The 21,791-nt window shown below is 70.2% G+C and carries 14 protein-coding genes; 3 read left to right on the plus strand and 11 right to left on the minus strand.

The genetic code is table 11. The features are described 5' to 3' along the window. Position 1: 1 nt before the first annotated feature. The 5 genes from QO011_RS12810 to QO011_RS12830 all read right to left on the minus strand — a co-directional run bounded on the left by QO011_RS12810 (position 2) and on the right by QO011_RS12830 (position 6,878). Positions 2-2,152, minus strand: a complete 2,151-nt coding sequence (locus QO011_RS12810; RefSeq protein WP_307272378.1) for an oxidoreductase — start codon at positions 2,150-2,152, stop codon at positions 2-4. 359 nt (positions 2,153-2,511) lie between these two features. After that, positions 2,512-3,327, minus strand: a complete 816-nt coding sequence (locus QO011_RS12815; RefSeq protein ID WP_370881953.1) for an ABC transporter ATP-binding protein — start codon at positions 3,325-3,327, stop codon at positions 2,512-2,514. A gap of 68 nt (positions 3,328-3,395) precedes the next feature. After that, entirely contained in the window at positions 3,396-4,199 is an 804-nt protein-coding gene (locus tag QO011_RS12820; RefSeq protein ID WP_307272381.1) for an ABC transporter permease, read from the minus strand. Between the two features lie 304 nt (positions 4,200-4,503). Then, complete coding sequence (locus QO011_RS12825) at positions 4,504-5,490, minus strand: ABC transporter substrate-binding protein (RefSeq protein ID WP_307272383.1); 987 nt, start codon at positions 5,488-5,490, stop codon at positions 4,504-4,506. Positions 5,491-5,927: 437 nt separating this feature from the next. After that, complete coding sequence (locus QO011_RS12830; RefSeq protein ID WP_307272385.1) at positions 5,928-6,878, minus strand: LysR family transcriptional regulator; 951 nt, start codon at positions 6,876-6,878, stop codon at positions 5,928-5,930. A 157-nt stretch (positions 6,879-7,035) separates the two neighbouring features. Here QO011_RS12830 and QO011_RS12835 point away from each other — a divergent pair, with 157 nt between their 5' ends. From QO011_RS12835 to QO011_RS12845, 3 genes are read left to right on the plus strand one after another with little or no spacing between them, the layout of a single operon-like run. Further along, positions 7,036-7,887, plus strand: coding sequence for an ABC transporter ATP-binding protein (locus tag QO011_RS12835; RefSeq protein ID WP_307272387.1), 852 nt, complete (start codon positions 7,036-7,038; stop codon positions 7,885-7,887). A gap of 2 nt (positions 7,888-7,889) precedes the next feature. After that, a complete protein-coding gene (locus QO011_RS12840) occupies positions 7,890-8,678 on the plus strand; it encodes an ABC transporter permease (protein ID WP_307273147.1) in 789 nt (262 codons plus the stop codon). A 34-nt stretch (positions 8,679-8,712) separates the two neighbouring features. Beyond that, positions 8,713-9,726 carry an ABC transporter substrate-binding protein gene (locus QO011_RS12845; protein WP_307272389.1) on the plus strand — a complete coding sequence of 338 codons (1,014 nt, stop codon included), beginning with the start codon at positions 8,713-8,715 and terminating at the stop codon, positions 9,724-9,726. Between the two features lie 24 nt (positions 9,727-9,750). Here the strand turns inward: QO011_RS12845 and QO011_RS12850 are convergent, their stop codons facing one another. The 6 genes from QO011_RS12850 to QO011_RS12875 form a co-directional block, all read right to left on the minus strand. Continuing rightward, the gene (locus QO011_RS12850) at positions 9,751-10,266 is read right to left on the minus strand and encodes a metallophosphoesterase family protein (protein ID WP_307272391.1); all 516 of its coding nucleotides are present in this window, start codon (positions 10,264-10,266) and stop codon (positions 9,751-9,753) included. Between the two features lie 194 nt (positions 10,267-10,460). Then, the gene (locus QO011_RS12855; protein WP_307272393.1) at positions 10,461-12,092 is read right to left on the minus strand and encodes a hypothetical protein; all 1,632 of its coding nucleotides are present in this window, start codon (positions 12,090-12,092) and stop codon (positions 10,461-10,463) included. A gap of 20 nt (positions 12,093-12,112) precedes the next feature. Next, positions 12,113-13,369: a TAXI family TRAP transporter solute-binding subunit gene (locus QO011_RS12860; RefSeq protein WP_307272394.1), complete on the minus strand. Its 1,257-nt coding sequence runs from the start codon at positions 13,367-13,369 to the stop codon at positions 12,113-12,115. A 95-nt stretch (positions 13,370-13,464) separates the two neighbouring features. Beyond that, on the minus strand, positions 13,465-16,221 hold the full coding sequence (locus QO011_RS12865) for a hypothetical protein (RefSeq protein ID WP_307272395.1): 2,757 nt from the start codon (positions 16,219-16,221) through the stop codon (positions 13,465-13,467). Further along, positions 16,208-19,582: a hypothetical protein gene (locus QO011_RS12870; protein ID WP_307272397.1), complete on the minus strand. Its 3,375-nt coding sequence runs from the start codon at positions 19,580-19,582 to the stop codon at positions 16,208-16,210. The genes QO011_RS12865 and QO011_RS12870 overlap by 14 nt, the downstream gene beginning before the upstream one ends. A 3-nt stretch (positions 19,583-19,585) precedes the next feature. Continuing rightward, positions 19,586-21,787, minus strand: coding sequence for a hypothetical protein (locus QO011_RS12875; protein ID WP_307272399.1), 2,202 nt, complete (start codon positions 21,785-21,787; stop codon positions 19,586-19,588). Positions 21,788-21,791: the final 4 nt, after the last annotated feature.

The following is a 21,791-nucleotide window of genomic DNA, read 5'->3' on the forward strand; positions in this document are numbered from 1 at the left end:
CTCAGTCCAGTGGAACGAGACTGGTGATTTCGCGGCGGAAGGGCAGGGTGCCCTCAGGCGGCGGCTCGGCGTCGAGCTCCTCGGCATAGCGCCGGCCGGCATAGGTGGCGTGGGCGATGGTCGCCGGGGCGAGGGCGTCGCCGATGGTGGTGACGCTCTCGATGCCGGCCGCGGCCCAGTCGGGCCGTCGGGCCGCGAGGTCGAGCGCCAGCTGCTCCTCCGGCAGGCGCGCCGTCACCAGCACCACCGCGTCGGCCTCGAGGCGCTCCGGCCGGCCGGTGAACACGCAGGACGTGGCGAGGCCGCCGGCTTCGACCGCGTCGAGCGAGCGGAAGGCCTGGATGGCGATGTCCTTCTCCAGGAGGCGCGTCTGGATCAGGTGCTGCTCCATGGTGTTGCGCGTCCAGGTCGAGGCCTCCGAGGCCGGCGTGAGGTAGAGCGTCTCGTAGCCCTTCTCCGCCAGGAGCTCGGCCATGACGCCGCCCATGTAATAGTGGTCGTCGTCCCACACCGCGACGCGCCGCCCGGGCGGCAGGCGCCCGGCCATGATGTCGGAGGGCGAGAGCACCGCCGCGTCCGGCGCAATCGGGATCGGCCTCGTATGGCGGTGGCCGACGCCGTCGCGCCGCCAGGTGGCGCCGGTCGCGACCGCGACACGCGGGAAGCCGAAGCCGAGCACGTCCTCGGCGGTGAGGCGGCTGTCGAAGAAGACCTCGACATTGGGCAGCTGGTCGAGCTGCAGCTTGCGGTGGTCGACCACGCGGATCCAGGCGGAGAGGCCGGGCAGCCCTGCCTCCTGGCGCACCCGGCCGCCGAGCGCCGTGCCGGCCTCGGCCAGCGTCACGGCATAGCCGCGCTTGCCAAGCGCCTGCGCCGCCTCGAGCCCGGCCGGGCCGGCGCCGACGATCAGCACCGGCTTGTCGGTGGCCTTGGGGCGGATGCGCTCGGGGTGCCATCCCTTGCGCCATTCCTCGCCCATGGTCGGGTTCTGGGTGCAGCGGATCGGCGAGGAGGTGAAGTCGCCGGAGACGCAGATGTTGCAGCCGATGCATTCGCGGATGTCGTCGAGGCGGCCCTCCTCGACCTTGCGCGGCAGGAAGGGGTCGGCGATCGAGGGCCGGGCGGCGCCGATCAGGTCGACGATGCCTTTCCGCACCAGGGCGGCCATGCGGTCGGGCGAGGTGTAGCGGCCGACACCGACCACCGGCTTCGACGTGAGCTTCTTCACGCCTGATATGAACGGCTCCTGCGCGCCCTCCTCGGCGAAGCGCGAGGTGCGGCTGTCGTTCTCCCAGCCGGCCAGGGTGACGTCCCACAGGTCCGGCAGCTCGGCCATCAGGCCGATCATGTCCTCGACCTCCTCGCGGTAGAGGCCGCCCTCGCCCAGGAGTTCGTCGACGGAGATGCGCAGCGGCACGGCGCAGGTGTCGCCGACCGCCGCCTTGGTCTCCTCGGTGATTTCGCGCATCAGGCGGATGCGGTTCTCCAGGGAGCCGCCGTACTCGTCGGTGCGGTCGTTGAAGCGGCGCGACAGGAAGTGGTGCAGGAAGCCGAGGGCATGCGCGGCATAGACATAGATCAGGTCGAAGCCGGCGCGTCTGGCCCGCAGCACCGCTTCCAGATGCCATTTTCGCAGGGTGCGGATATCCGCCAGGTCCATGCGCCGGGCCTGCACGGGGTCATAGCCGAAGGTGGCGACGGGGAGGTGCGCCGGCCCCATCGGCACCTCGCGGCTGTAGAGGTTCGGGCCGTTCATGCCGTTATAGGCGAGCTCGATGCCGGCGAGGCTGCCGTGCTCGTGGATCTTGTCGGCCATGCGCGCCAGGGCCGGGATGTCGCGGTCGTCCCACAGGCGCAGCTCGATGAAGGGGGTGATTTCGGAGGAGTGGTGAAGCTCCACCTGCTCGGTGCACACCACCGCCCAGCCCCCTTCGGCCTTGACCCCGCGCATATGGGCGAGGGCCGTCGGGTCGCGATAGCCCATGCCGTTGCAATGCGGCACCTGATAGAAGCGGTTGCGCGCCGTCACCGGGCCGATCCGCACCGGCTCGAACAGGATGTCGTAGCGCGGGTCGCGGGCGGATGTGCGCCGGGTCTGGTCGGGGCGATCGAGGGGCGCCGCCTCTCCTGTCACGGTCTGCACGGTGTCCATGGTTCGGCTCTCCCCCGGGGCGTCCGCTTATGTCACGGGTGGGCTCCATAGCCCATCCTGCCTGCTCTTCTACCGGATGGACCGCGGTACCCGCGCTGCTTGATCCTGCACCGGCAGCGTTCGCGTGGATGGCCGGGACAAGCCCGGCCATGACGCTGAAAGGTCGCGGGACCTTCCCCACGGCACAGCGGTTGCCGCCTGTGCACCACGTCATCCTCACCCGCGGCGTCATGGCCGGGCTTGTCCCGGCCATCCACGCGAACTCGGAAGGATGCCGGAAGCGGTGCAGGCTGATGGGATTCGGCTTTCCACGACGCCACGGTCGAACGAGCACCCGACGCCCCCCTCCGCGCCTCCCCTCAATGGTCCTCGTCGATTTCGTCGTGCAGCAGGCCGAGGATGCGGCGCTTCAGGGCGATGAAATCGGGCTCCAGCATCTGCGCCATCGAGCGTGGCCGCGGCAGCTCGACCTCGATCTCGGCCTTGATCCGGCCGGGCCGCGCCGTCATGACCAGCACCCGGTCGCCGAGCACCAGCGCCTCGTCGATGTCGTGGGTGACGAACAGCACGGTCTTCTGCTGGCGCTCCCACACGCGCAGCAGCAGCTTCTGCATGGTGCCGCGGGTCTGGCTGTCGAGGGCGCCGAAGGGCTCGTCCATCAACAGCACCGCCGGGTCGTTGGCGAGCGCCCGGGCGATGGCGACGCGCTGCTTCATGCCGCCGGAGAGCTGCGCGGGGTAATGGTCGGCGAAGGCGACGAGGCCGACCTCGGCAAGGTAGTGCTCGACGATGTCGCGGCGCTCTGCTGCCGGCAGGCCGCGACGCTTCGGGCCGTACTCGATGTTGGCGCGCACCGTCAGCCAGGGGAACAGCGTGTAGCTCTGGAACACCATGCCGCGGTCGGGGCCGGGCTCGACCACCTCCCGCCCGTCGAGCAGGATGCGGCCCGAGGTGACGTCCTGCAGGCCGGCGGCGAGGTAGAGCAGGCTCGACTTGCCGCAGCCGGAGGGGCCGACGATGACGCAGAACTCGTTCTGCGCCACCGTCAGGGACACGTCGTCGAGCGCCAGCACGCCGGGCCTGCCGCCGTAGCGCAGCGTCACGGCCTCGACGGCGAGACGCGTCGGCTGTCGGGAGGGACCGGGCTGCGTCGCCTCGGGGCCGGCAGGATCCATCACGCCGATCACCTCGCTGGAATGGCGCATCGCGCCGATGGACTGCCGCATGGCCGCCGCGCTCCCCGTCAGCTCGCCCATGGCGCCACCTTGGCCCGCAGGATCCGGAAGGCCGTGTCGGTGACGAGGCCGAGGATGCCGATCGCTGCGATGGCCATGAAGATGACGTCGACCTGGAAGCCGCGCATCGCCTTGAGGCTGATATAGCCCAGGCCGCTCGAGGCCGCGACCAGCTCGGCGACGACGAGATAGGTCCAGGCCCAGCCCATGGTGACGCGCAGCGTGTCGAGGATGGCGGGCAGGGCGGCGGGGAAGATGACGTGCCACACCACCTCGCGGCGCTTGGTGCCGAGGGTGTAGGAGGCGTTGACGAGGTCGCGCGAGACGCCGCGGGCGCAATCGGAAATCATCACCAGCTGCTGGAAGAAGGTGCCGAAGAAGATGACGGTGACCCGCTGCTCCAGGCCGATGCCGATCCACAGGATGAACAGCGGCACGAAGGAGGTCACCGGCAGGTAGCGGATGAAGTTGACCAGCGGCTCCAGCCCGGCCTGCACCACGCGGTAGGTGCCCATCCACAGGCCGAGCGGCACCGAGATGGCCGAGGAGACGAGGAAGCCGATGACGACCACCTCGGCGCTGGTCAGGGTGTGAAAGGCGAGGGTGCCGTCCGAGGCCATGCGCCAGGCGGTCGAGGCGACCACGCCCGGCGTCGGCAGGAACATCTTCGGCACCACGCCGCCATAGGAGAGCACGGCCCAGCCGCCGATGACCGCGACCCAGATCAGGGCGCCGGCGGCGAGCACCGCCTCCTTCGGGATGCCGGCGAACGGCGTCGTCAGCCGCGTCCAGGCCGTCCGGCGCTGTGCCATGAGGGGTCCTCCGTGGAAGGTCGTCCGGATGGGCCGAAGTGGCGCTGCATGCGGCTCCGCCTAGGGGTAGGCGAGATGCCACCGTTGTCAAACGAAGCGCGACGCTTGGGCCTTCCCTCCCCCTTGCGGGGAGGGATAAAGGGTGGGGGTCGTGGGCATGGAGCTCGACGTCTCAGGATCGGACCGGCGCTCTTCGACCGAGGGTGCGCCCTGTCTTGATGGACCCCCACCCCTCACCCCTCCCCGCAAGGGGGAGGGGATTGGCCGGCGTCGAGTCCGAAGCTCCGGCGTCAGCCCCTTGACCTCACTCGCTCTTGATGAAGCGCGTGTCGAGGATCGTCGCGGTGTCGATCGGCATCTTCAGCTTGCCGGCCTTGCCCCAGATGTCCTGGGCGAACTTGACCAGGTCCGCCGCCTCGCTCTTCTCGGGCGTGCCGAAGAACTCGGCGTTGCGCTCGCGGCCGTAATAGTTGACGCCCTTGGCGGCGTCGGCGAAGTCGGCCGGCTTCTCCAGATAGCCGCCCACGCCCTTGGCCATGATTTCATAGGCCTTGTCGGGGTTGGTCTTGATGTAGTCGACGGCCTTGTAATAGCCCTTGATCAGCGCCTTGACGTCGTCGGGGTGCTTGTCGATCACGTCGCATTTCAGCGCCACCACGTCGACGATCAGGCCGGGGGTCGAGGCGGAATCGACCAGCACCTTGCCCTTGCCCTGCTTGCGCACCTCGGTGAGGTGCGGCTCCCAGGTCACGGCGGCGGGGACGCGGCCGGCGATGAAGGCGGCGGCGGCATCGTCCGCCGTCATGTTGGTGACGGTGACGTCGTCTTCCGTCATGCCCTCCTTCTTCAGGAGCACGTTGAACCAGAACTCGGAGACCGAGCCCTCGTTGAAGGCGACGGCCTTGCCCTTGAGGTCCTTCAGCGAGGTGACGTCCGCCTGGGTGATGACGCCGTCGCCGCCATGGCTGTCATCGAGCGCCAGGACATATTTGAAGCACAGGTCGGACGAGCGGTATTTCATCAGCTCGTCGACCGTGGAGGCCGCGCCGTCGAGGTCGCCGCCGGCGACCGCCGCCATGTAGAGCGAGGATTCCTCGATGATTTTCAGGTCGACGTTGAGCCCCGCCTCCTTGAAGTAGCCGAGGTCGCGCGCCAGGAACAGCGGGCCGTAGCCGACCCAGGTGGTCATGCCGAGGCGGATGGTGCCGGCCTCGGCGGCGCCGGAAAGGCCGAGGCCGAGCGCGAGCAGGGCCGCCGTCGTCATCGATTTGCGGAGCAGATGCTTGATCATCGTCGTCCCCTGTCTGGTCGCCGGTCGGGCGCCTCGCCTTTGCTTGGCGGTCTTGTCGCGCCGGCCGGCCGGATGGTGCCGCAACCCGGTCGGGGCGCCGCCACGACGCATCAAAGCACCGGGCCCGGATCGGAAGAATTAGTCTTTTTGGGGCTTCTGCTTCGCGGAAGCGAAAGCAGGGGAGGGGCGGGCGGCGCGGTCCTCATGTCACCGGCGGTGTTCGCGTGGATGGGCGGGTCAAGCCCGCCCATGACGCAACCGTGGCGGCAAGGACTCAACGGCAGCATCACCCGCGACCGTCATGGGCGGGCTTGACCCGCCCATCCACGCGAACTCAGGCAGCGGCAAGGTTTGCACTGCCATGCCGCCGCCCGCTCAGCGAAGGAGCGTAGCCCATGCGCGCCGGGATGGCGCCTCAGCCGGTCGCCCCGCCTCCCTCACCCCTTGCGCACGCGCCGTTCCGTGTCCGGGGCGACCATGCCAGGGATGTAGGCGTCGGAGACGAAGGCGCGGCAATGGGTCTCGAAGGCGGTGACCAGGCGCGACTTGGCGAGCTGGCTCAGCGTCGCCGTGCCGATCCGCATCGGCCGGTGCTCGCCGGCGAGGCGCACCCGCACCACGCGGCGCCCGTCCAGGGCGAGGTCCGAGCGCGGCCGGACATTGGCCAGGGTGTAGCCGTAGCCGTTGGCGACCATGGTGCGGACCACGTCGGGATAGGCCGAGCGCATGGCGATGGTCGGCTCCAGCCCCTCCTTCATGAACAGGGCCAGGAAATATTCGCGGCTGAGCGGCAGGTCGAGCATCACCAGGGGCTCGCCGGCGAGCTCGCGCAGGCTGACGGCGGTCTGGCGGGCGAAGGGGTGGGATTCGCCCACCACCACATGGGCCGGCAGGCTGGCGAGCGGCGCGAAGCTGATGCCATCGGGGATCTGCAGGTCATAGGTGAGGGCGATGTCGATCTCGGCCCGGCGCAGCCCCTCCAGGAGCCGCTCCTGGTTGTTCTCGGCGTGGCGGATCTGCGTGGCCGGGAAGGCCGACGTGAAGGAATGGGTCAGTTCCGGCAGCACCATCGGCGCCAGCGTCACCAGGCAGCCGACGGTGAGCTGGCCGCGCACCTGGTCCCCCGCCTCCGAGGCGACGGTATAGAGCGCCTCGGCCTGCTCGATCACCCGCTTGGCCTCGCGCAGCAGCGTGCGGCCGGCCGGCGTCAGGGAGAGGCCCTGGGCGTGGTGGCGCACGAAGAGCTGCACGCCGAGCTCCTGCTCCAGATGCGAGATGGCGGTGGAGATCGAGGGTTGCGAGATGTTGATGCGCTCGGAGGCGAGCGTGATGCTCCCGGTCTCGCCGGCGGCGATGAAATATTCGAGCTGGCGGAAGGTGTAGCGCATGGCGCTGTCATAGCCTGCTTCGCCGGCCGCGCGAAAGCCGGGCCGGCTCGCATCGCAGGCAGGACCTTGCCAACTGCCCGGGCGAATGAAAGTTTCGCCCGGCATGGGCCTGCTGCGCCGAGACGTGGCCAAGACGAGATATCCGGGAGGACACGCAATGGATCTGGCCGTTCGGCGGCCCCCTGACGGCGCGGCCGCCGGCGGCCTGCCGGTCGGCGCGGTCGCCCTGCACGAGGTCAGCGTCGCCTTCGCCATCAGGGGCGCCCCCGCCTACAAGGCGGTCGCGCCGACGTCGCTCGCGGTGGCGGAGGGCGCGTTCGTCGCCATCGTCGGCCCGACCGGCTGCGGCAAGTCGACCTTGCTCAACGCCGTCGCCGGCCTGCTGCAGCCGGCGGGCGGATGGGTCGAGATTTTCGGCGAGCGGCTCGCCGGCCTCAACGGCCGGGCCGGCTATCTCTTCCAGCAGGATGCGCTGATGCCCTGGAAGACGGCGCTGGACAACGTCGCCATCGCCCTGGAGGTCGCCGGCACGCCGCGGCGCGAGGCCGTGGCGGCGGCGCGCGACTGGCTGGGCAAGGTCGGCCTCGCCCGCTTCGCCGAGCGCTATCCCCACCAATTGTCGGGCGGCCAGCGCAAGCGCGTCGGCCTGGCGCAGGTGCTGATTCGCCGGCCGAGGATCCTGCTGATGGACGAGCCGTTCGGGCCGCTCGACGCCCAGACCCGCCAGATCATGGGCAACCTTCTGCTCGGTCTGTGGGCAGAGGATCGCAAGGCCGTGCTGTTCGTCACCCACGACCTGGAGGAGGCGATCGCGCTCTCCGACCGGGTGGTCATCATGTCCGCCGGGCCGGAGGCGCGCATCATCGGCGACCACGTGATCGACCTGCCGCGCCCGCGCGATGCCGCCGAGGTGCGGCTCGACCCGCGCTTCCACGCGCTGCACCGGCGCATCTGGGACCAGCTCCGGGCCGAGGTGGCCAAGACCTACGAGGAGGGCGCGGCGCGGTGAGGATCCATCCCCTCAAGCTCTTCCTGCTGCAGGCCCTGGTCGCCGTGGCCTTCCTCGTGGTCTGGCATGTCGGCTCGAAAGTGCCGATCGCCGGGAAATATCTGCTGCCGGAATTCTTCTTCTCCACGCCCCTCGACGTGCTCGGGCGCGTGGTGAAGCTGTTCGCCGGCGGCACGATCTGGAAGCATCTTTGGATCACCCTGGCCGAGACCATGCTCGCCTTCGTCATCGGCTCGGCCGGCGGCATCGCCGTCGGCTTCTGGTTCGCCCGCCAGCCCTTGGTCGCCGCGGTGTTCGACCCCTATGTCAAGATGGTCAACGCGCTGCCCCGCGTCGTGCTGGCGCCGATCTTCATGCTCTGGCTCGGCCTCGGCATCTGGTCGAAGGTGGCGCTGGGCGTGACGCTGGTGTTCTTCATCGTCTTCTTCAACGTCTACCAGGGTGTCAAGGAGGTGAGCCCGGTGGTGCTCGCCAATGCCCGGCTGATGGGCATGAACGAGCGGCAATTGTTCCGCAACGTCTACTGGCCCTCGGCGCTGTCCTGGATGTTCTCTTCGCTCCACACCTCGGTCGGCTTCGCGCTGGTCGGCGCGGTCGTGGGCGAATATCTCGGCTCGGCCGCCGGGCTCGGCTATCTCATCCACCAGGCCGAGGGCGTGTTCGACGTGACCGGCGTCTTCGCCGGCATGGTCGTGCTCTCGGCCTTCGTGCTGGTCATCGACTGGGTGGTGACCCGCATCGAGCACCGCCTCCTGGTCTGGCGCCCGCCCGCCGCCGGCGGCCAGGCCTGACCCCTTTCAACGATAGAACCTCGTGAGGAACGCCATGAAGTTGCGCACCATCCTGACGGCCGCCGCCCTCGCGCTCGCCGGCTTCTCCCAGGCCACCGCCGCCGCGCTGGAGAAGACGTCGATCACGCTGGGCGTCGGCGGCAAGCCGCTGTTCTACTACCTGCCGCTGACCCTGGCCGAGCGGCTCGGCTATTTCCAGGAGCAGGGGCTCACCGTCGAGATCAACGATTTCGGCGGCGGCGCCAAGGCGCTGCAGGCGCTGATCGGCGGCTCGGTCGACGCCGTCACCGGCGCCTACGAGCACACGATCCGCATGCAGGCCAAGCAGCAGGACATCCGCGCCGTCATCGAGCTCGGCCGCTATCCCGGCATCGTGCTGGCCGTGCGCAAGGACAAGGCCGAGACGATCAGGTCGGCCGCCGACCTCAAGGGCGCCACGATCGGCGTCACCGCGCCGGGCTCCTCGACCCATATCTTCGTGCAGTACCTGATGGCCAAGGCCGGGCTCGGCACCGACGACGCTTCCTTCATCGGGGTCGGCGGCGGTCCGTCGGCCGTCGCGGCCATCCAGCAGGGCCAGGTCGACGCCATCGCCCATCTCGACCCCGTCATCTCCAAGCTCGAGGCGCTCGACGCCATCAAGGTCCTGGTCGACACCCGCACCGCCGAGGGCACCAAGGCGGTGTTCGGTGGCACCAACCCCGCGGCGGTGCTGTACCTGAAGAAGGACTTCATCGACGCCAATCCGAACACGGTGCAGGCGCTGGTCAACGCCTTCGCCAAGACGCTGCGATGGCTGGAGAAGGCGACGCCTGAGCAGGTTGCCGCCGCCGTGCCGGAAGAATACTGGCTCGGCGACAAGGACCTCTACATCAAGGCGTTCGTGGCGACGCGCCCGATCTACTCGGTGGACGGCGACATCGATCCGGCCAGCATGAAGAGCACGCTGGACCTGCTCACCGTCACCGATCCTTCCTTCGATGCCAAGGCCATCGACCTCGGCAAGACCTTCGACGGCAGCTTCCTGAAGAAGGTGCCGGCGCAATGAGGCCTGCGCGGCGGCCGCGCCGGGTCAGCGGCTCGCCGCCGCGGGCCGGCGCCCCGCCAGGATGGTGCCGAGCGTGACCGGGCGGTAGTCCCAGGCATCGACGCCGACATCGTGCTGCCGCGGCATCGGCTTCAGCCGGCCGTGGCTGTGACCGTGGAGGTCGATCCGGCCTCGCCCCATGCCGTTCCAGGTGCGGAAGGGGTAGTGGCAGAGCACGAGCTCGGTGTCCTCGACGTTGATTTCCGCATAGTGCGACACGCTCGCCCAGCCCGACGCCTCGCGCGTCGCCGGGGGATCGTTGTTGCCGATGATCAGGTGCTTGGTGCCGTTCAACCACGTCAGCAGGTCGCTGGCCCGCTCCGGGGGGCGCCCGAGGGCGAAGTCGCCGAGGTGCCAGACTGTGTCGTCGGGCGCGACGGTCTCGTTCCAGCGCGCTACCAGGGCCTCGTCGTGCTCGCGCACCGAGGGGAAGGGGCGGCGGTCGAGGCGCAGCCCGCGAGAATCGCCGAAATGCGTGTCGCTGATGAAGTAGATGGGCACGTCGGGCTCCTCCGGATCTGCACGGTGGCGTCGCGCCTGCCGAAGCCCGAACGCGCCTTCCGCCAAGCCACCGCTCGGCACGGGCGGCGCACTCCCGGCAATGGAGCGCTATCCAGACTTGAATCGCAGCATCGGGTAAGCGGCATCAGGGCAATGGGAATCCCGCCGCCGCGGCCGCCATCGCGCTTCACGCGTCACTTGATCTTCATCCGGCCGAAAGGGACGTCGATCCCCGGCCCTTCGCACGCTCCGCCGACCTCGACGGCGTAGATGCCCTGCGACTCCGGATCCACCCGGAGGCCGTCGAGCTTGAACGTGAAGAACAGGCGGTCGTTCTCTCGGCAGGGATATCCGCGGGGCACGCGCACGACCAGGGCGTAGTCGCCGCGGGTGGGCCGGTCGGAGACCTTCTGGCTGACGACCAGGTCTCCGGCGCTGCCCTCCAGCGGTTTGGCGATGATGGTCAGGGCCGCGGCGGACGCGGCGAGGCGCCCCTCGATGACGAACTGGGACGACGAGGCCACCGGCTTGCGCTGCGCGCTCACCCAGACGGTGCCGTCCTTGGCAACGCTGGTGGATGCCGATGGCGGATCGAGCGAAGCCGATGGCGGCACGACCTGAGGCTGCCGAACGGGCGGAACCGGAGGCGGCGCCTGCTTGGGCGGCTGGGCAGGCGCGGGTGGGAGCTGGGCAGGCGCGGGTGGGAGCTGGGCAGGCGCGGGTGGGAGCTGGGCAGGCGCGGGTGGCCGCGGCTTCGGTTGCGCGATCGGCGCAGGCGGTGGCGCCTTGGGCGGTTGCACGGGCGGCGCGGGGGGCGGGGTCTCCGGCGGCTTGGCCGGCGGCAGCGCGAGAGCGAGGGTGGCGTTGGCGGCAGAGGGGCCGAACACCTGGGTGAGCCGCGCCTGGAGCTTCGACGGGGCTTCGGCGGATCCGACGGGCAGGCAAGTGCGGGAGTCGCGGACGGGACGTTCGCCGCCGGCGATCGTGCCCGGCCCGCACAGGCCCGTCCGGCTGGCGGGAGGAATGGAGATGGGATCGCCGGCCTCGATGCAGCCGGCGCCGTCGCGGTAGACCACCATGCCCGCCGCCGTCGGATCCGGACCGCCCAACGTCAGGGCGACGGCCCGTTCGACCGCCGGAGCCAGAAGATGGTCGCCCGGCTGGACCAGGACGAGGGCCATCTGCCGCTGCGCCGGGCCGAGGCGGAATCGCTGCAGGCGCTCGGCGATCGCGGCGCTGTCGGCCGGCGGGACGAAGCAGGCGTCGGCGAAGGCGAAATCGCCCAAGGACTGGCGGGTCTCGGACGGCCGGCGGAAATACACCTCGTCCGCCACGATATGGACCACGACCGTCAGCTTGCCGGCGGAGAAGGTGCCTTTGCGCTTGCTCTCCCGGTCGACGCGGTCGATCTGGCGGTCGACGGCCTTGGCCGCCTCCGCTTGCGCTTCGCCCAGATCCAGGCCGGGATATTGGCTGTTGGGAGCGCCGGCACGCAGAAGCTGGCGACTGAGATAGCTGGCGATGCGTTCGGCCTGATCGCCTCGATCGTGATCGAGCTCCAAGGTCAGCGGCACGGTGCTGCCGGCGCCGTTCAGCAGGATGATGACGCCGTCCTGCGCCGCGACGCCCGGTGCGGCACCCCATCGGCGCCAGCCGTCGGCGACATAGGCCTGGACCGCCGCGCGCTGGCGGGCCAGGGCATTCATCTCGATCACGTAGACATGGAAGGTGTGGGTCGCGAAGTCCTGCGCGCAGGCGCAACCGGCCGCCATGACGCCCATCAGGGCCGCCAGGAGGAGCAGGCCTCGCCGCGGGAGCCGGGACATCGAAAGGTGCACTGCGCCCATCAAGGACATTCACGCTGCCTGAAGGCCATGAATTCCGTCAGGAATTGCGGCGACTGCGGCGCAAGCGGCGGGTTTGCGGTCCTGGCCCTGTCGGCCCATTCCGCGGCCAGGGCGTCGTTCGAGCTGCAGAAGGAAGGGCGCGCCGCGGCGCAATCGATCCGCGTGGGAGCGCCGGGATGGGCGTCCAGCCATGCTTGGGCGGCCTTGTGCCGCGCCCACCCCTTGACCGGCAAAGCCAGATCGATGCCGCACCAATTGGAGCTGAAGCCGCCGCCGGCGCGACCGACGCCGCTGCGAGGGTCCGGCGCCTGCTGAAAGAAGCGCTCGATGAAGGTTCGGCCGGCATCGGCGCGGGGGCCGCTGGGGAATTCATAGGCCACCAGCACGGAGGGCACGCCGAGAGTATCGACGGCGCCGCCGGCCTCGATCAGCTGGGGATAGTCGCGGCTGGTCAGCTGGGCGGCCTCATAGGGCTGCTCGGCCAGCACATCGATCGCCGGTGCCGCGCCGCAGCCGTCCTTGAGCACCGTCGCAGGAATCGTCAGCCATTCCAGGCCTTCGGCGAAGCGCCGGGCCGTGCGGTCGTTGGCGAACACCGGCGCGCCGCGGCCGACGACGAAGATGACCGCCGCGACCTTGCCCGTCTCCAGCTGGTCGAGTCCCTCCTGCGTGGAGGTGCTGTCGTCGATCACGACGCCGAGCCCCAGCGCGCGGTTGAACAGGTTGACGACCGTCAGGGCGGAGCCCGATCGGATGCCCCCGGCATTCACGCGCTCGCCCTTCAGGGCACAGATCGTGCCCCCGGCCCTGGCTGCGATGTCCCGGCGCGCGATCACGTGCACATATTCGGTATGCAGGCGGCTGACGTAGCGCAGCCTCTGCCGGAACTCCTCGAAGCGCGGCTCGGCGCCATAGGCCTGCACCACGTCGCCCTGGATGATGGCGAAATCGACACCCGGCCGATTGCGCAGATCGTCGAGATTGTTGACGCCGCCTGTGCCCAGGTTGGCCGCGACACGCAGCGAGCCGCCGTCGCGGTCGTCGAGCAGGCGCATCAGGTCATAGCCGATCTGGGCGTAGACGCCGCCCGTGGCGCCGGACACCAGGCCGACCATGTTCGCGCGGATCCGGTTCACTTCCTCGCGCGTGCGTTCCACGTTGGGCAACGGCAGCACCGAGCCCTGGCCGGCGGCGCGACCGGTCGCTGGCAGCAGGCCGACGAGGCATCCCAGAACGACAGCCGCCGCGACCCGCATGTCCGCCTCCACAGACGCACGACAAAAACACGATCATGCGCCCACACAATCCGCAATCGTGCAAAAAGGCCCGCCGCTTCCGGAGCCTCGCACCGTCAAGTCTTTCGCAGCTCGGCCCAGCGATATTGCAGATGGTCGCTGAACCGGTCCCGCCAATAGATCGGCAAGCTCTCACGCTGCGGGTCTTCTTTCAACAAGGCGGCGATCGTTCGTGCTTCGTTTTCGATCTTCACGCTGCCGGAACTGTCCTGCAGGAAGATCGTGGCACCGCCGCGCCGCGCTTCGAGCGACAGGCCGAGAACCGAAGCGCGGGCATTGCAGATACGCCAGACCAGGCTGCCGAACACGGTGCGCCAATTGCCGCGGCCGTCCCAGGCGCGCAGCTCCGTGTGGCTCTCGATATCGGCGCCGCGGGGGACATAGGTGACGGTCGAACCGGGCGGGAATCGGGCCGCCCGCAGGAATGTCGCCACGGCCCCGATCAGCCAGATCACCGCGAGCAGGCCGGCCAGGATGCTGCCGCAGCTCCAGCCGATCTCGGTCCAGCTCGGCGCGACGCGCAGCGGCGCGGTCACGGTCTTCCCGCCCGGACCGGCCAGCGTCACGTCGATCTGGCCGCCCGCCAGGAGCAGGGCGCAGGCGCACCAGCGGCTCTTGGCCGTGACGGTGATCACGTCCGCATCGGAGACGGTCTCGTCCGGCGTGCCGGCCCGCCCGGCGTCCCGCTCCAGGCCCGGCACGAGGTCGACGAACCAGCTGATGGGCGCGACGGCGAAATCGCCGAGCCGCAACGTATCGACGCTGCTCTTGGCGCGGAAGCGAAAGCGGCCGTCACCCCTGGCGAGGGCCGCGGCATCCAGCGTCAGGGGGCCCGCCGTCGCGTCGAGGGGCGGGGCTCCGGCTCCGTCCGCCCCGATGCTCTTGCCGAGATAGTCGAGCGTGACTTGCGGCACGATCACCCGGACGCTGCCCTCCACCGCGGAGCTTCCCTCGAAGGGCGGCACGGCGGAGAGGGCGATGCGGAAGGGCCGCTCATAGGTCTGCGCCTCGTCGGGACGATCGAGGTCGCGGACGATGGAGACCGTTGCCTGCCCCTTGGCATCCATCGGAACGGCATCCTCCGGCCCGATGACGCGGCCGGCGGCATCGCGCAGCGTCAGCCAGGGCGGCGCCGCCTGCAGCGCCATGCGGACCGGCGCCGGCGGGCCGATGCGCTGGGTCAGCGTGAGCGTTCCGACGGTCTCGACGGACGTGCCGCGCCGCAGCGTCGTGGCCAATTGCCCGGCCGCGCAGGCGGGGCATCCGGTGGCGGTCAGCCGCACCTCGTAAACGGCGCGATTGTCGACCACCCGGAAGCGGAGCCGCTGCGCCTCCTTGCGCACGAAGCCGGCCAGGCTGAAGCTGCCGCCGACCTCGAAGGTGCCGGTCGACCCGGTGGGCGCCTGCGCGACGAAGCGCTTGTTCGGGCCATCCGCGGCGAGCGCCAGATCGGTCGAGGACCCGGGCGCGACGAGGAAGGCCTTGGCGGTCGCGCCGGTGAGGGCGGTGGCGTCGACCGGCACGTCCCCGCCCGGCCCGGAATCGATCAGCCTTGCGGTTACGTAGAGGCTCTGTCCCTTGGCGACCTCGGCGATGCCGTCCGCGGCCTGCCGGACAGCGGCGCCGCGCTCGTCCACCAGCCCGAGCTCGAACCGTGCCAGGCTGTCGAACAGGAACAGCCGATCGGCGGAGATCGGCCGGTCGAACTCGACGGCGATATGCCCGGGCGGGAGGGCCTGGGCGAAACGATACTGGATTGTCGCCGCCTCCTGCTTCTGGCCGCCCCAGCCCGGATTCCTGTCGGCTTCGGCCATGGCGCTGCGGAAGCGCGCCACCGGCGGCTCGGCGAAGCTGCCGGGCTTGACGGTGGCCAGCCCTGCCTGCGAATCCGCCACGGTGATGCCGACGAAGCGCGACAGCGAGATCGGCGAATCGATCAGCAGCCGGGCCCCGTCGACGGTGACCGTTCCGCCCGCACCCGTGCGCTCCGTCGTGTTGATGCGTGCGATGATGTCGAACATCGCGGTCATCAGATCGTCCGAGTTCTGGACGACGAAGGTACCGTCGGTGGGGCTGCCGTTGAAGGACCGCGCCAGGGCTTCGCGGACGCCCTGCGCCTCGACGACCCGCTCGAGCGGCAGATCCTGGCCGCCGACCCGCTCCGTGGCGCCCGGCGGGGCGATCAGCACGTAATTGAAGCGCAGCGTTCCCTTCAGCCGGGCCTTGTAGGCGGCGTAGTCCTGCGCCAGCGCGGCCGGCACGGGCAACGGGCCGTTGAACGCGCCGTCGGTCAGGATCAGGAAATAGGCCTCGTCGCCGGGTTCCGTCGCCTCGACCAGAGCATCGAGCATGATCTCGATCGGCCCGTAGGGCGTGTCGCTGCTGGGCTTGGACCATTCGGTCCGGATGGTGTCGATCACCGACTGCGTCGTCGTCGCGCCGATGGCCTCGGTCCGGGGCATGTCGGGCACGCCCAGGGCCCTCAGCGCCGCCACGCTGGCCGGAGATACGCCCGGGGCGAGCGCCGCGGCGACGTCCGCCCGCTTCTGCGCCTTGTCGAACGTGCTCAGGCGGATGCTGAACAGGCGATCGCGGCTGCCGGCGACATCGAGCGAGGAGGCCAGCAGCTGGGCTGCGAAAGCCGGCAGGTTGGACCGGCCGGCCATGCTGCCGGAATCGTCGTAGACGATGCCGACCACGCGCTTGCCCGCCGCCGCGGCACCGCCGGCGGCAACGAGGAGGAGCCCGACGGCGCAGACGAGGTGGCGCAGCCATCGGCCGAAGATGCCGGGTCGGCGGTCAGCGCGAGCCATGGTGCCCGTCCGCCGCGTCCGCGTTGATGGCGTTCAGGAGGGCGGCGGCCGAGGCGTAGTCGAACTCGTCGCTGAGCCGGTCGCCGCTGAAGCGGTGGAAGAGATCGGGGCGATCGGCATTCGCCGCCAGCCAATCGAGATATTTGCCGAGCGCCTGGAAGACGCGATCGGGATCGGCCCGGATCGCGCCGCAGACGCCGAGGCTGCTCGGCCAGTCCTCGACCACGAGCAGATCGATGACGGCGAGCGGCGTCTCGCCCAGTTCCGCCTGATGGTGCGAGAAGTTGTTCCGATAGAACACCTTGAGGTGGGCGTCGACCTCCTCGGCGGCGGCCGGGGGCGTCGCCTTGCCGGTGGACGGATCGGCTTCGGCGACGAGGCGGGGATAGCGGGCGCGCACATGCGCTTCCAGCGAGTCGCGGCTCGCCATCAGGCGGCGGACCGCCGGCTCGGCCTGCGGCGACAGCACCGCGGTGCGGTGGGCCATCGCCGGGAACAGCGCCGCGATCAGATCGGACAGGCAGACGGCGAGGACGAAGGCCGTCTTCGACGTGTCGGTCACCGCGTCGAAGCCGGGATAGACGGTGATGCGGATCGCCTGGACCATCGCCGCCTTGTGCTGCTGCACGGCGGCTTCGGACCTGCCGAGGTCCAGAGGCCCGCTGGGGGCCTGCTTCTCCGACTGCAGCGAGCTCTCCAGGATCCGGGCATAGGTGCAGCGGCGCACCGGCGTGTACAGGGTCAGCGTCTCGACCTCGATGGACGGCATGGTCCGCAGATCCTGCGGCTGGTCCTCGATCGTGGTCGGATCGGCAAGGTCGAGCGCATAGGCCCGGCAGAAGATTTCGTTCCTCGTCGGCTCCAGCGCCCCGGCCCCGCTCTCCGCCTCGGTGAAGATGCCGTCCCGGCCGACGCGCTTGACCAGCCGGCCGCCATCCTCGCCGCGAAGGACGCTTCCGGCGGCATAGGCGAGGCCGTGATCGTCGCGCGGCAGGCGGGTGACGCCGTCCGGCGCGCCGCTGCCACGGCTCGGCGAGGATCCCGTCGCTCCGGCCTGCCGGATCGGAATATCCGCGAAGAGCGCCTCCCGCAGCGCCGGCATGTTGTCGCAGCTGAACCACTCGTCGTCCTCGATCGCCGGATCCTCGGCGAGCGTCGGATGGCGCTTGCCGTCGATGGAGCGGCGCCTCGCGACGATGGGGAAACGGCCGGAGAACTCCAGCTCGAGCAGGCGCTGCACGCCGAGGCGGGTCGGCGACAATGTGTGCCGGGTCAGGAGCCGGGGCCGCGCCGACGCGTCCTGCGAGCGGCCGTCGGCGCCGGTCTGGAACTGCTGGAAATATTCCTTGACGCGGGAGCGCGCGACGCCCGCCTGCGGCGACATCAGGTGGACCACGATATTCCAGGCGAGCTCGCGCAAGCCCTCGATCGGCCGCAGCGCCATCGGCGAGAACCGGTCGTCGAACCAGCCGTCAACCCGCACGCTGTCGACGATCGCGTCGCGCAGGGCATAGGGCTCGCTCGCGATCAGGGCGACGCGCGTCTGGCGCGTGCGCGACAGCTTCAGCTGGCTGAGGGCGGTCGCGAGGTTCTGGCGGTCCTGGATGAGGAGGGCGAGGTCGGGCGAGCCGGACGGCACGCTGGCACGGCGGTGCTGGAACATGTCCGGCAGGTCGCCGGCCTTGGGAACATCGGCGCTCGGCGAGGCCCTGGTATAGCAGGCTTGCTCCCAGCGGGCCCTGTTCTCGGCGCTGCCGATATCGACCAGCGCGGGCCCGATCCCGCTCTGCGCCGCCTTGAGGCCGAGCAGCGGCAGCGGCTCGCAGGCACCGGCGGCCGCGGGGCGACGGATCGGTGCCGCGCCCCGCGCCGCCGCGGGCGGGATGACGGCATCGATCAGCTCGTCGCGCCAGACGGCGCTGTTGCGCCAGACGAGGGCGCGCATCGGTCCGGAGGCCCGGCCAAGGCTCCGGTTCGAAAACGGGGCGGTGCGCAGGCCGAACAGGTTGCGGACGAGGTTCTCGACGCCGTGCTGCTGCGCGCTGTGGACGATGCCGCGGACGGCGCCGGCCGGCGCGCTGGCCCGGAGAAAGGCCAGCCCGAGGCGGAGCTGGGCCACGTCGAACTGGTCGAGATCGATCAGGACGACGAGCCGCAAGCGTTCGGCTTCGTGCCGGAAGGCCTGGACCTCGCTGCCGAACACCGTCTCGACCAGCGTCTTCTCGCTGGCGAACACGACGGTCGAGATCACCCGTTCGTCCTTGCGGCTGGTCTTGGTCCTTTCATCGGGCCACAGATGCTGCGTGATCGGCAGGCAATGGGCGTTGAGCGCCTCCTTGACGTCGGCCTCGACAGTCTCACGGGTGGCCTCGGGGCAGATGATGATCGCACCGCCCCCGCTGTCCTCGGCGAGATGGATCGCCTCGGCGATGAAGGTGTGGTGCAACGGCGACAGCGGCTCGGTGAAGAGGATGTTGCGCTGATCCTTTTCCGCCGTGAACGCCGCCACGAGGGCTGCCAGGGCCGCACGGTCGGGTGCGTCGATCCGCCCGGCCGCTTCGAGCCGTTCGAAATGCGCGGCCGTCGGGCCATCGGCCTCGACGACCTTGCCGTGCTGCTGCGGCGGCGGTGGGCTCAGGGCCTGGTCGGCGAGCAGTTGATCGGGATAGGCCGCCGCCAGACGCCTTGCGAACGCCTCCACATCCGGCGCGGCCGGGTCGGTTCCGTCCGGGCTTCCGGCCGTCTGGCCGTCCCGGGACCGCGCCTGGGGCGAGGCGTGCTGCACCAGGTAGATCGCCCCCAGCAGCAATCCGAACGGGAAGAACCCGGCGATCGCCTTCTGCTGGTCCTGGAAGCCCAGCCAGTCGAGGGCGAGCACGGACAGGGGCAGGATGACGCCGATCATCACGGTGATGACGATCATCAGCCAGAAGCTCGCCTGATAAGCCGCCGAACCGCGGCCGAAGGGCGGTTGGAGGGCCTTCGGCGATGGCGGCGAACGGCCGAGCAGCCGCAGCACCAGCAACCATAGGCGATAGGCGCCGAAGCTCGTCAGGCCGATCAGGGCGGTGAGCAGGACGGAGACGACGAAGTCCTCCAGGGCGCGCTGAAACCCGCTGGGCACGATCGCATCGAGCGCATCGGTGAGCCATTCGAAGCCGGCGGCGAGCCACCCCAGCCCCGGCAGGTCGCGAAGCAGCAGGATCACGCTGTCGGCGATGCCGTGATTGCCGGTCCCCGCCAGGAGCACGCCGACATAGGCGCCGAGGACGATGGCCAGCGGCATGCAGATGCCGAGCCACAGATCGATGGTCTGTGGCCGCTCTGAGATCACGCCCGGGTCGGCAGGTCGGCCGCTCACGCCCTACCCCCTCTTTTCGCCGTCGAGGTCGAGCGAGACGTAGCTCATCTCCTGCGGCGAGAGGAAGACACCTGGGGCACCGACGAACGTGCCCAACCCGGGTGCGCTCGCCCTGGCGAGGCCGCTGCTGTCGGCATGCACGAACCTCAGGTCCTCGGCCGCGGTCACGCGACCTTGCGCGGCCGTGACGCAGCCGGCGATCCAGCGCGTGCAGACCTCGCGGGCGAGGGTCGCGCTCGTCGCGGCAAAGAAGTCCTCGGCGGCCTGGCCCGACGGCGCCGCTCCCGCGCCGCGGCTGTCCGTGGGCGTGAGCTCGGTGACGGCACTTTCGAAAGCCTCGATATCGGCTTCGCCGGCACGGCGGTCGAAATCCGAGGTCAGAAGATCGAGCCAGATCAGCTGGCGGGTGATCAGGACATACTCGTGCGCCGAGTTCAGCGCGTCCGTGACCAGCTTCCGGACGCTCATCAGCGCCGAGCCGACCCGGTCGAGCGCCGCCCTGAACCGGCGCTGGCGCCGCCGGACGATGACGGCGAAGACGACGGCGCCGAGCAGCGCGGTGACGATGAACGCCGTTCCCGTGGGGATCATGGCCGACAGGCGGAAGCGGAGCGCCGACGCCCCGTCATCCGGCGTCTTGGCGCTGACCAGCGCCAGGATCGTCGCGAGCGTCGCGGCGGCGAACAGCCACCAGGCCCAGACATAGGCTCGCGGCACGAGACCGCGATAGGCGGGCATGACGGCGGCGAGCGCTTCGGAGAGTTGCCCCCATTGCGGCGACCCCTCGAAATTCAGCGCATTGGCGTCGTCTCGCCTGTCTCCCCCGCGCCGCGCCGGCAGGAGCGAGGCCATGAACGCCCGCCTCGCCTTCTCGGCGGCAGCCTTTCTCTCGTTGCGGATCCGTTCGACCTCGAGCCGCATCTTGCCGATCTCGGCGGCGGCCGATCCGGTCAGGCCGGCATTCACGACGGGAATCTCGGCGATCCTGTCGCGAACCTTCCGGTCGTCGCTGCCGGAGATCTGATGGCTCGTCTTCTCCGCGCCCTTCTCGAAATGGTCGCGCATGTCGGAGGCGATCCGCTGAATGTCGATCGGCACGTCGCGCAGCGCCTGCTCGAGCAGGAGCTGCCGGTCGCCGGACCAGTAGCGGCCGCGGGCGTGGAACGCCTGCAGCGTCCGGGGAAGCGCATCCTTCTCCGCCGGCGGCCTGCCGCCGTCGCTCGAGCCGGCCTTGCCGGCGCCGAGCACGATGCCGCCGAGATCCATGCCGACGGTCTCGCGGACCAGCATGGCATCGGTGATCTGGCGCATGACCGCATTCACCGCCTCGCCGGTCCTGTCCGGCCCGTCCCCTCCGGGCTCGTCCTCACGCCGCCCGATGGTCTGGCCGGTGGCCCGCTCGCGATAATTGCCGATCAGCATGGCGATGCGCTCGCTCGCCAGGGCGGCGTATTCGCCGTCGATCTGGAGCAGGAAGGCTTCGCCGGTCGTGGCGCGCAGGAACTGAGCGAGGGGCGAGGACTGCTGGGCCAGGGGCGCGTCCTGGCGCCCCTCCCGCCGGGCCAGGGCCAGCACGATCACGCCGCGCAGCAACACGAACTGGCGATATTGCTCGGTCTCGACATCCGCCGTCCGGGTGCGCGAGGGCCGCAGCACGAAGCCGAAATCGAGAATCTCGCGCCCGGCCCGAGCCGGGTCGCGGCGAAGCTCGCGCAGGAAGGCCAGGGTCTGCGGCGCGACCTCGCTGCCCCTGGCGAACTCGCGCAGGCAGGCGATGCTGAGCACGTCGCCCGCCACGATCGACATGCCGTTGAGCACCTCGCGCATGCGCGTCGCCACGGTGCGCAACTGCGCGGCGCCCTCCGGATCCTGCGCCGGATCGGGACCGACATAGATCAGGGCGAGATGGTCGACGCGCCGGCGCTCCAGGGCCTCGACGTCCTCGGTGAGATCGGCCACCAGGCTCTCGACGTCGCCGCCATACGCCACCGGAAACGCGACGCCCCAGACCGCCTGGCGGCGGGCCAGGGTGCCGTCGTCGCCGTCCTCGGCATGGATGGTGCGGAACAGCACCTCCGGCCCGTCCTCGCGCCCCTTCAGATCGAGCGCGAGCTGGCGCACCAGGCGCGGGAACTGCCAGGCGCCATCGAAATTGACGACCACGAGGCGGTGCCTCCTGGCCGGCGCGGCTTGCTCCACGGCCATGACG

The organism is Labrys wisconsinensis, assembly GCF_030814995.1.
GTDB classification, from domain to species: Bacteria; Pseudomonadota; Alphaproteobacteria; order Rhizobiales; family Labraceae; genus Labrys; species Labrys wisconsinensis.

What these genes read in the sequence shown, in the direction of transcription:
- QO011_RS12810 (WP_307272378.1), bottom strand. Translation starts at nt 2,152, where the DNA reads ATGGACACCGTGCAGACCGTGACAGGAGAGGCGGCGCCCCTCGATCGC.
- QO011_RS12815 (WP_370881953.1), bottom strand. Translation starts at nt 3,327, where the DNA reads ATGGATCCTGCCGGCCCCGAGGCGACGCAGCCCGGTCCCTCCCGACAG.
- QO011_RS12820 (WP_307272381.1), bottom strand. Translation starts at nt 4,199, where the DNA reads ATGGCACAGCGCCGGACGGCCTGGACGCGGCTGACGACGCCGTTCGCC.
- QO011_RS12825 (WP_307272383.1), bottom strand. Translation starts at nt 5,490, where the DNA reads ATGATCAAGCATCTGCTCCGCAAATCGATGACGACGGCGGCCCTGCTC.
- QO011_RS12830 (WP_307272385.1), bottom strand. Translation starts at nt 6,878, where the DNA reads ATGCGCTACACCTTCCGCCAGCTCGAATATTTCATCGCCGCCGGCGAG.
- QO011_RS12835 (WP_307272387.1), top strand. Translation starts at nt 7,036, where the DNA reads ATGGATCTGGCCGTTCGGCGGCCCCCTGACGGCGCGGCCGCCGGCGGC.
- QO011_RS12845 (WP_307272389.1), top strand. Translation starts at nt 8,713, where the DNA reads ATGAAGTTGCGCACCATCCTGACGGCCGCCGCCCTCGCGCTCGCCGGC.
- QO011_RS12855 (WP_307272393.1), bottom strand. Translation starts at nt 12,092, where the DNA reads ATGTCCCGGCTCCCGCGGCGAGGCCTGCTCCTCCTGGCGGCCCTGATG.
- QO011_RS12860 (WP_307272394.1), bottom strand. Translation starts at nt 13,369, where the DNA reads ATGCGGGTCGCGGCGGCTGTCGTTCTGGGATGCCTCGTCGGCCTGCTG.
- QO011_RS12865 (WP_307272395.1), bottom strand. Translation starts at nt 16,221, where the DNA reads ATGGCTCGCGCTGACCGCCGACCCGGCATCTTCGGCCGATGGCTGCGC.
- QO011_RS12875 (WP_307272399.1), bottom strand. Translation starts at nt 21,787, where the DNA reads ATGGCCGTGGAGCAAGCCGCGCCGGCCAGGAGGCACCGCCTCGTGGTC.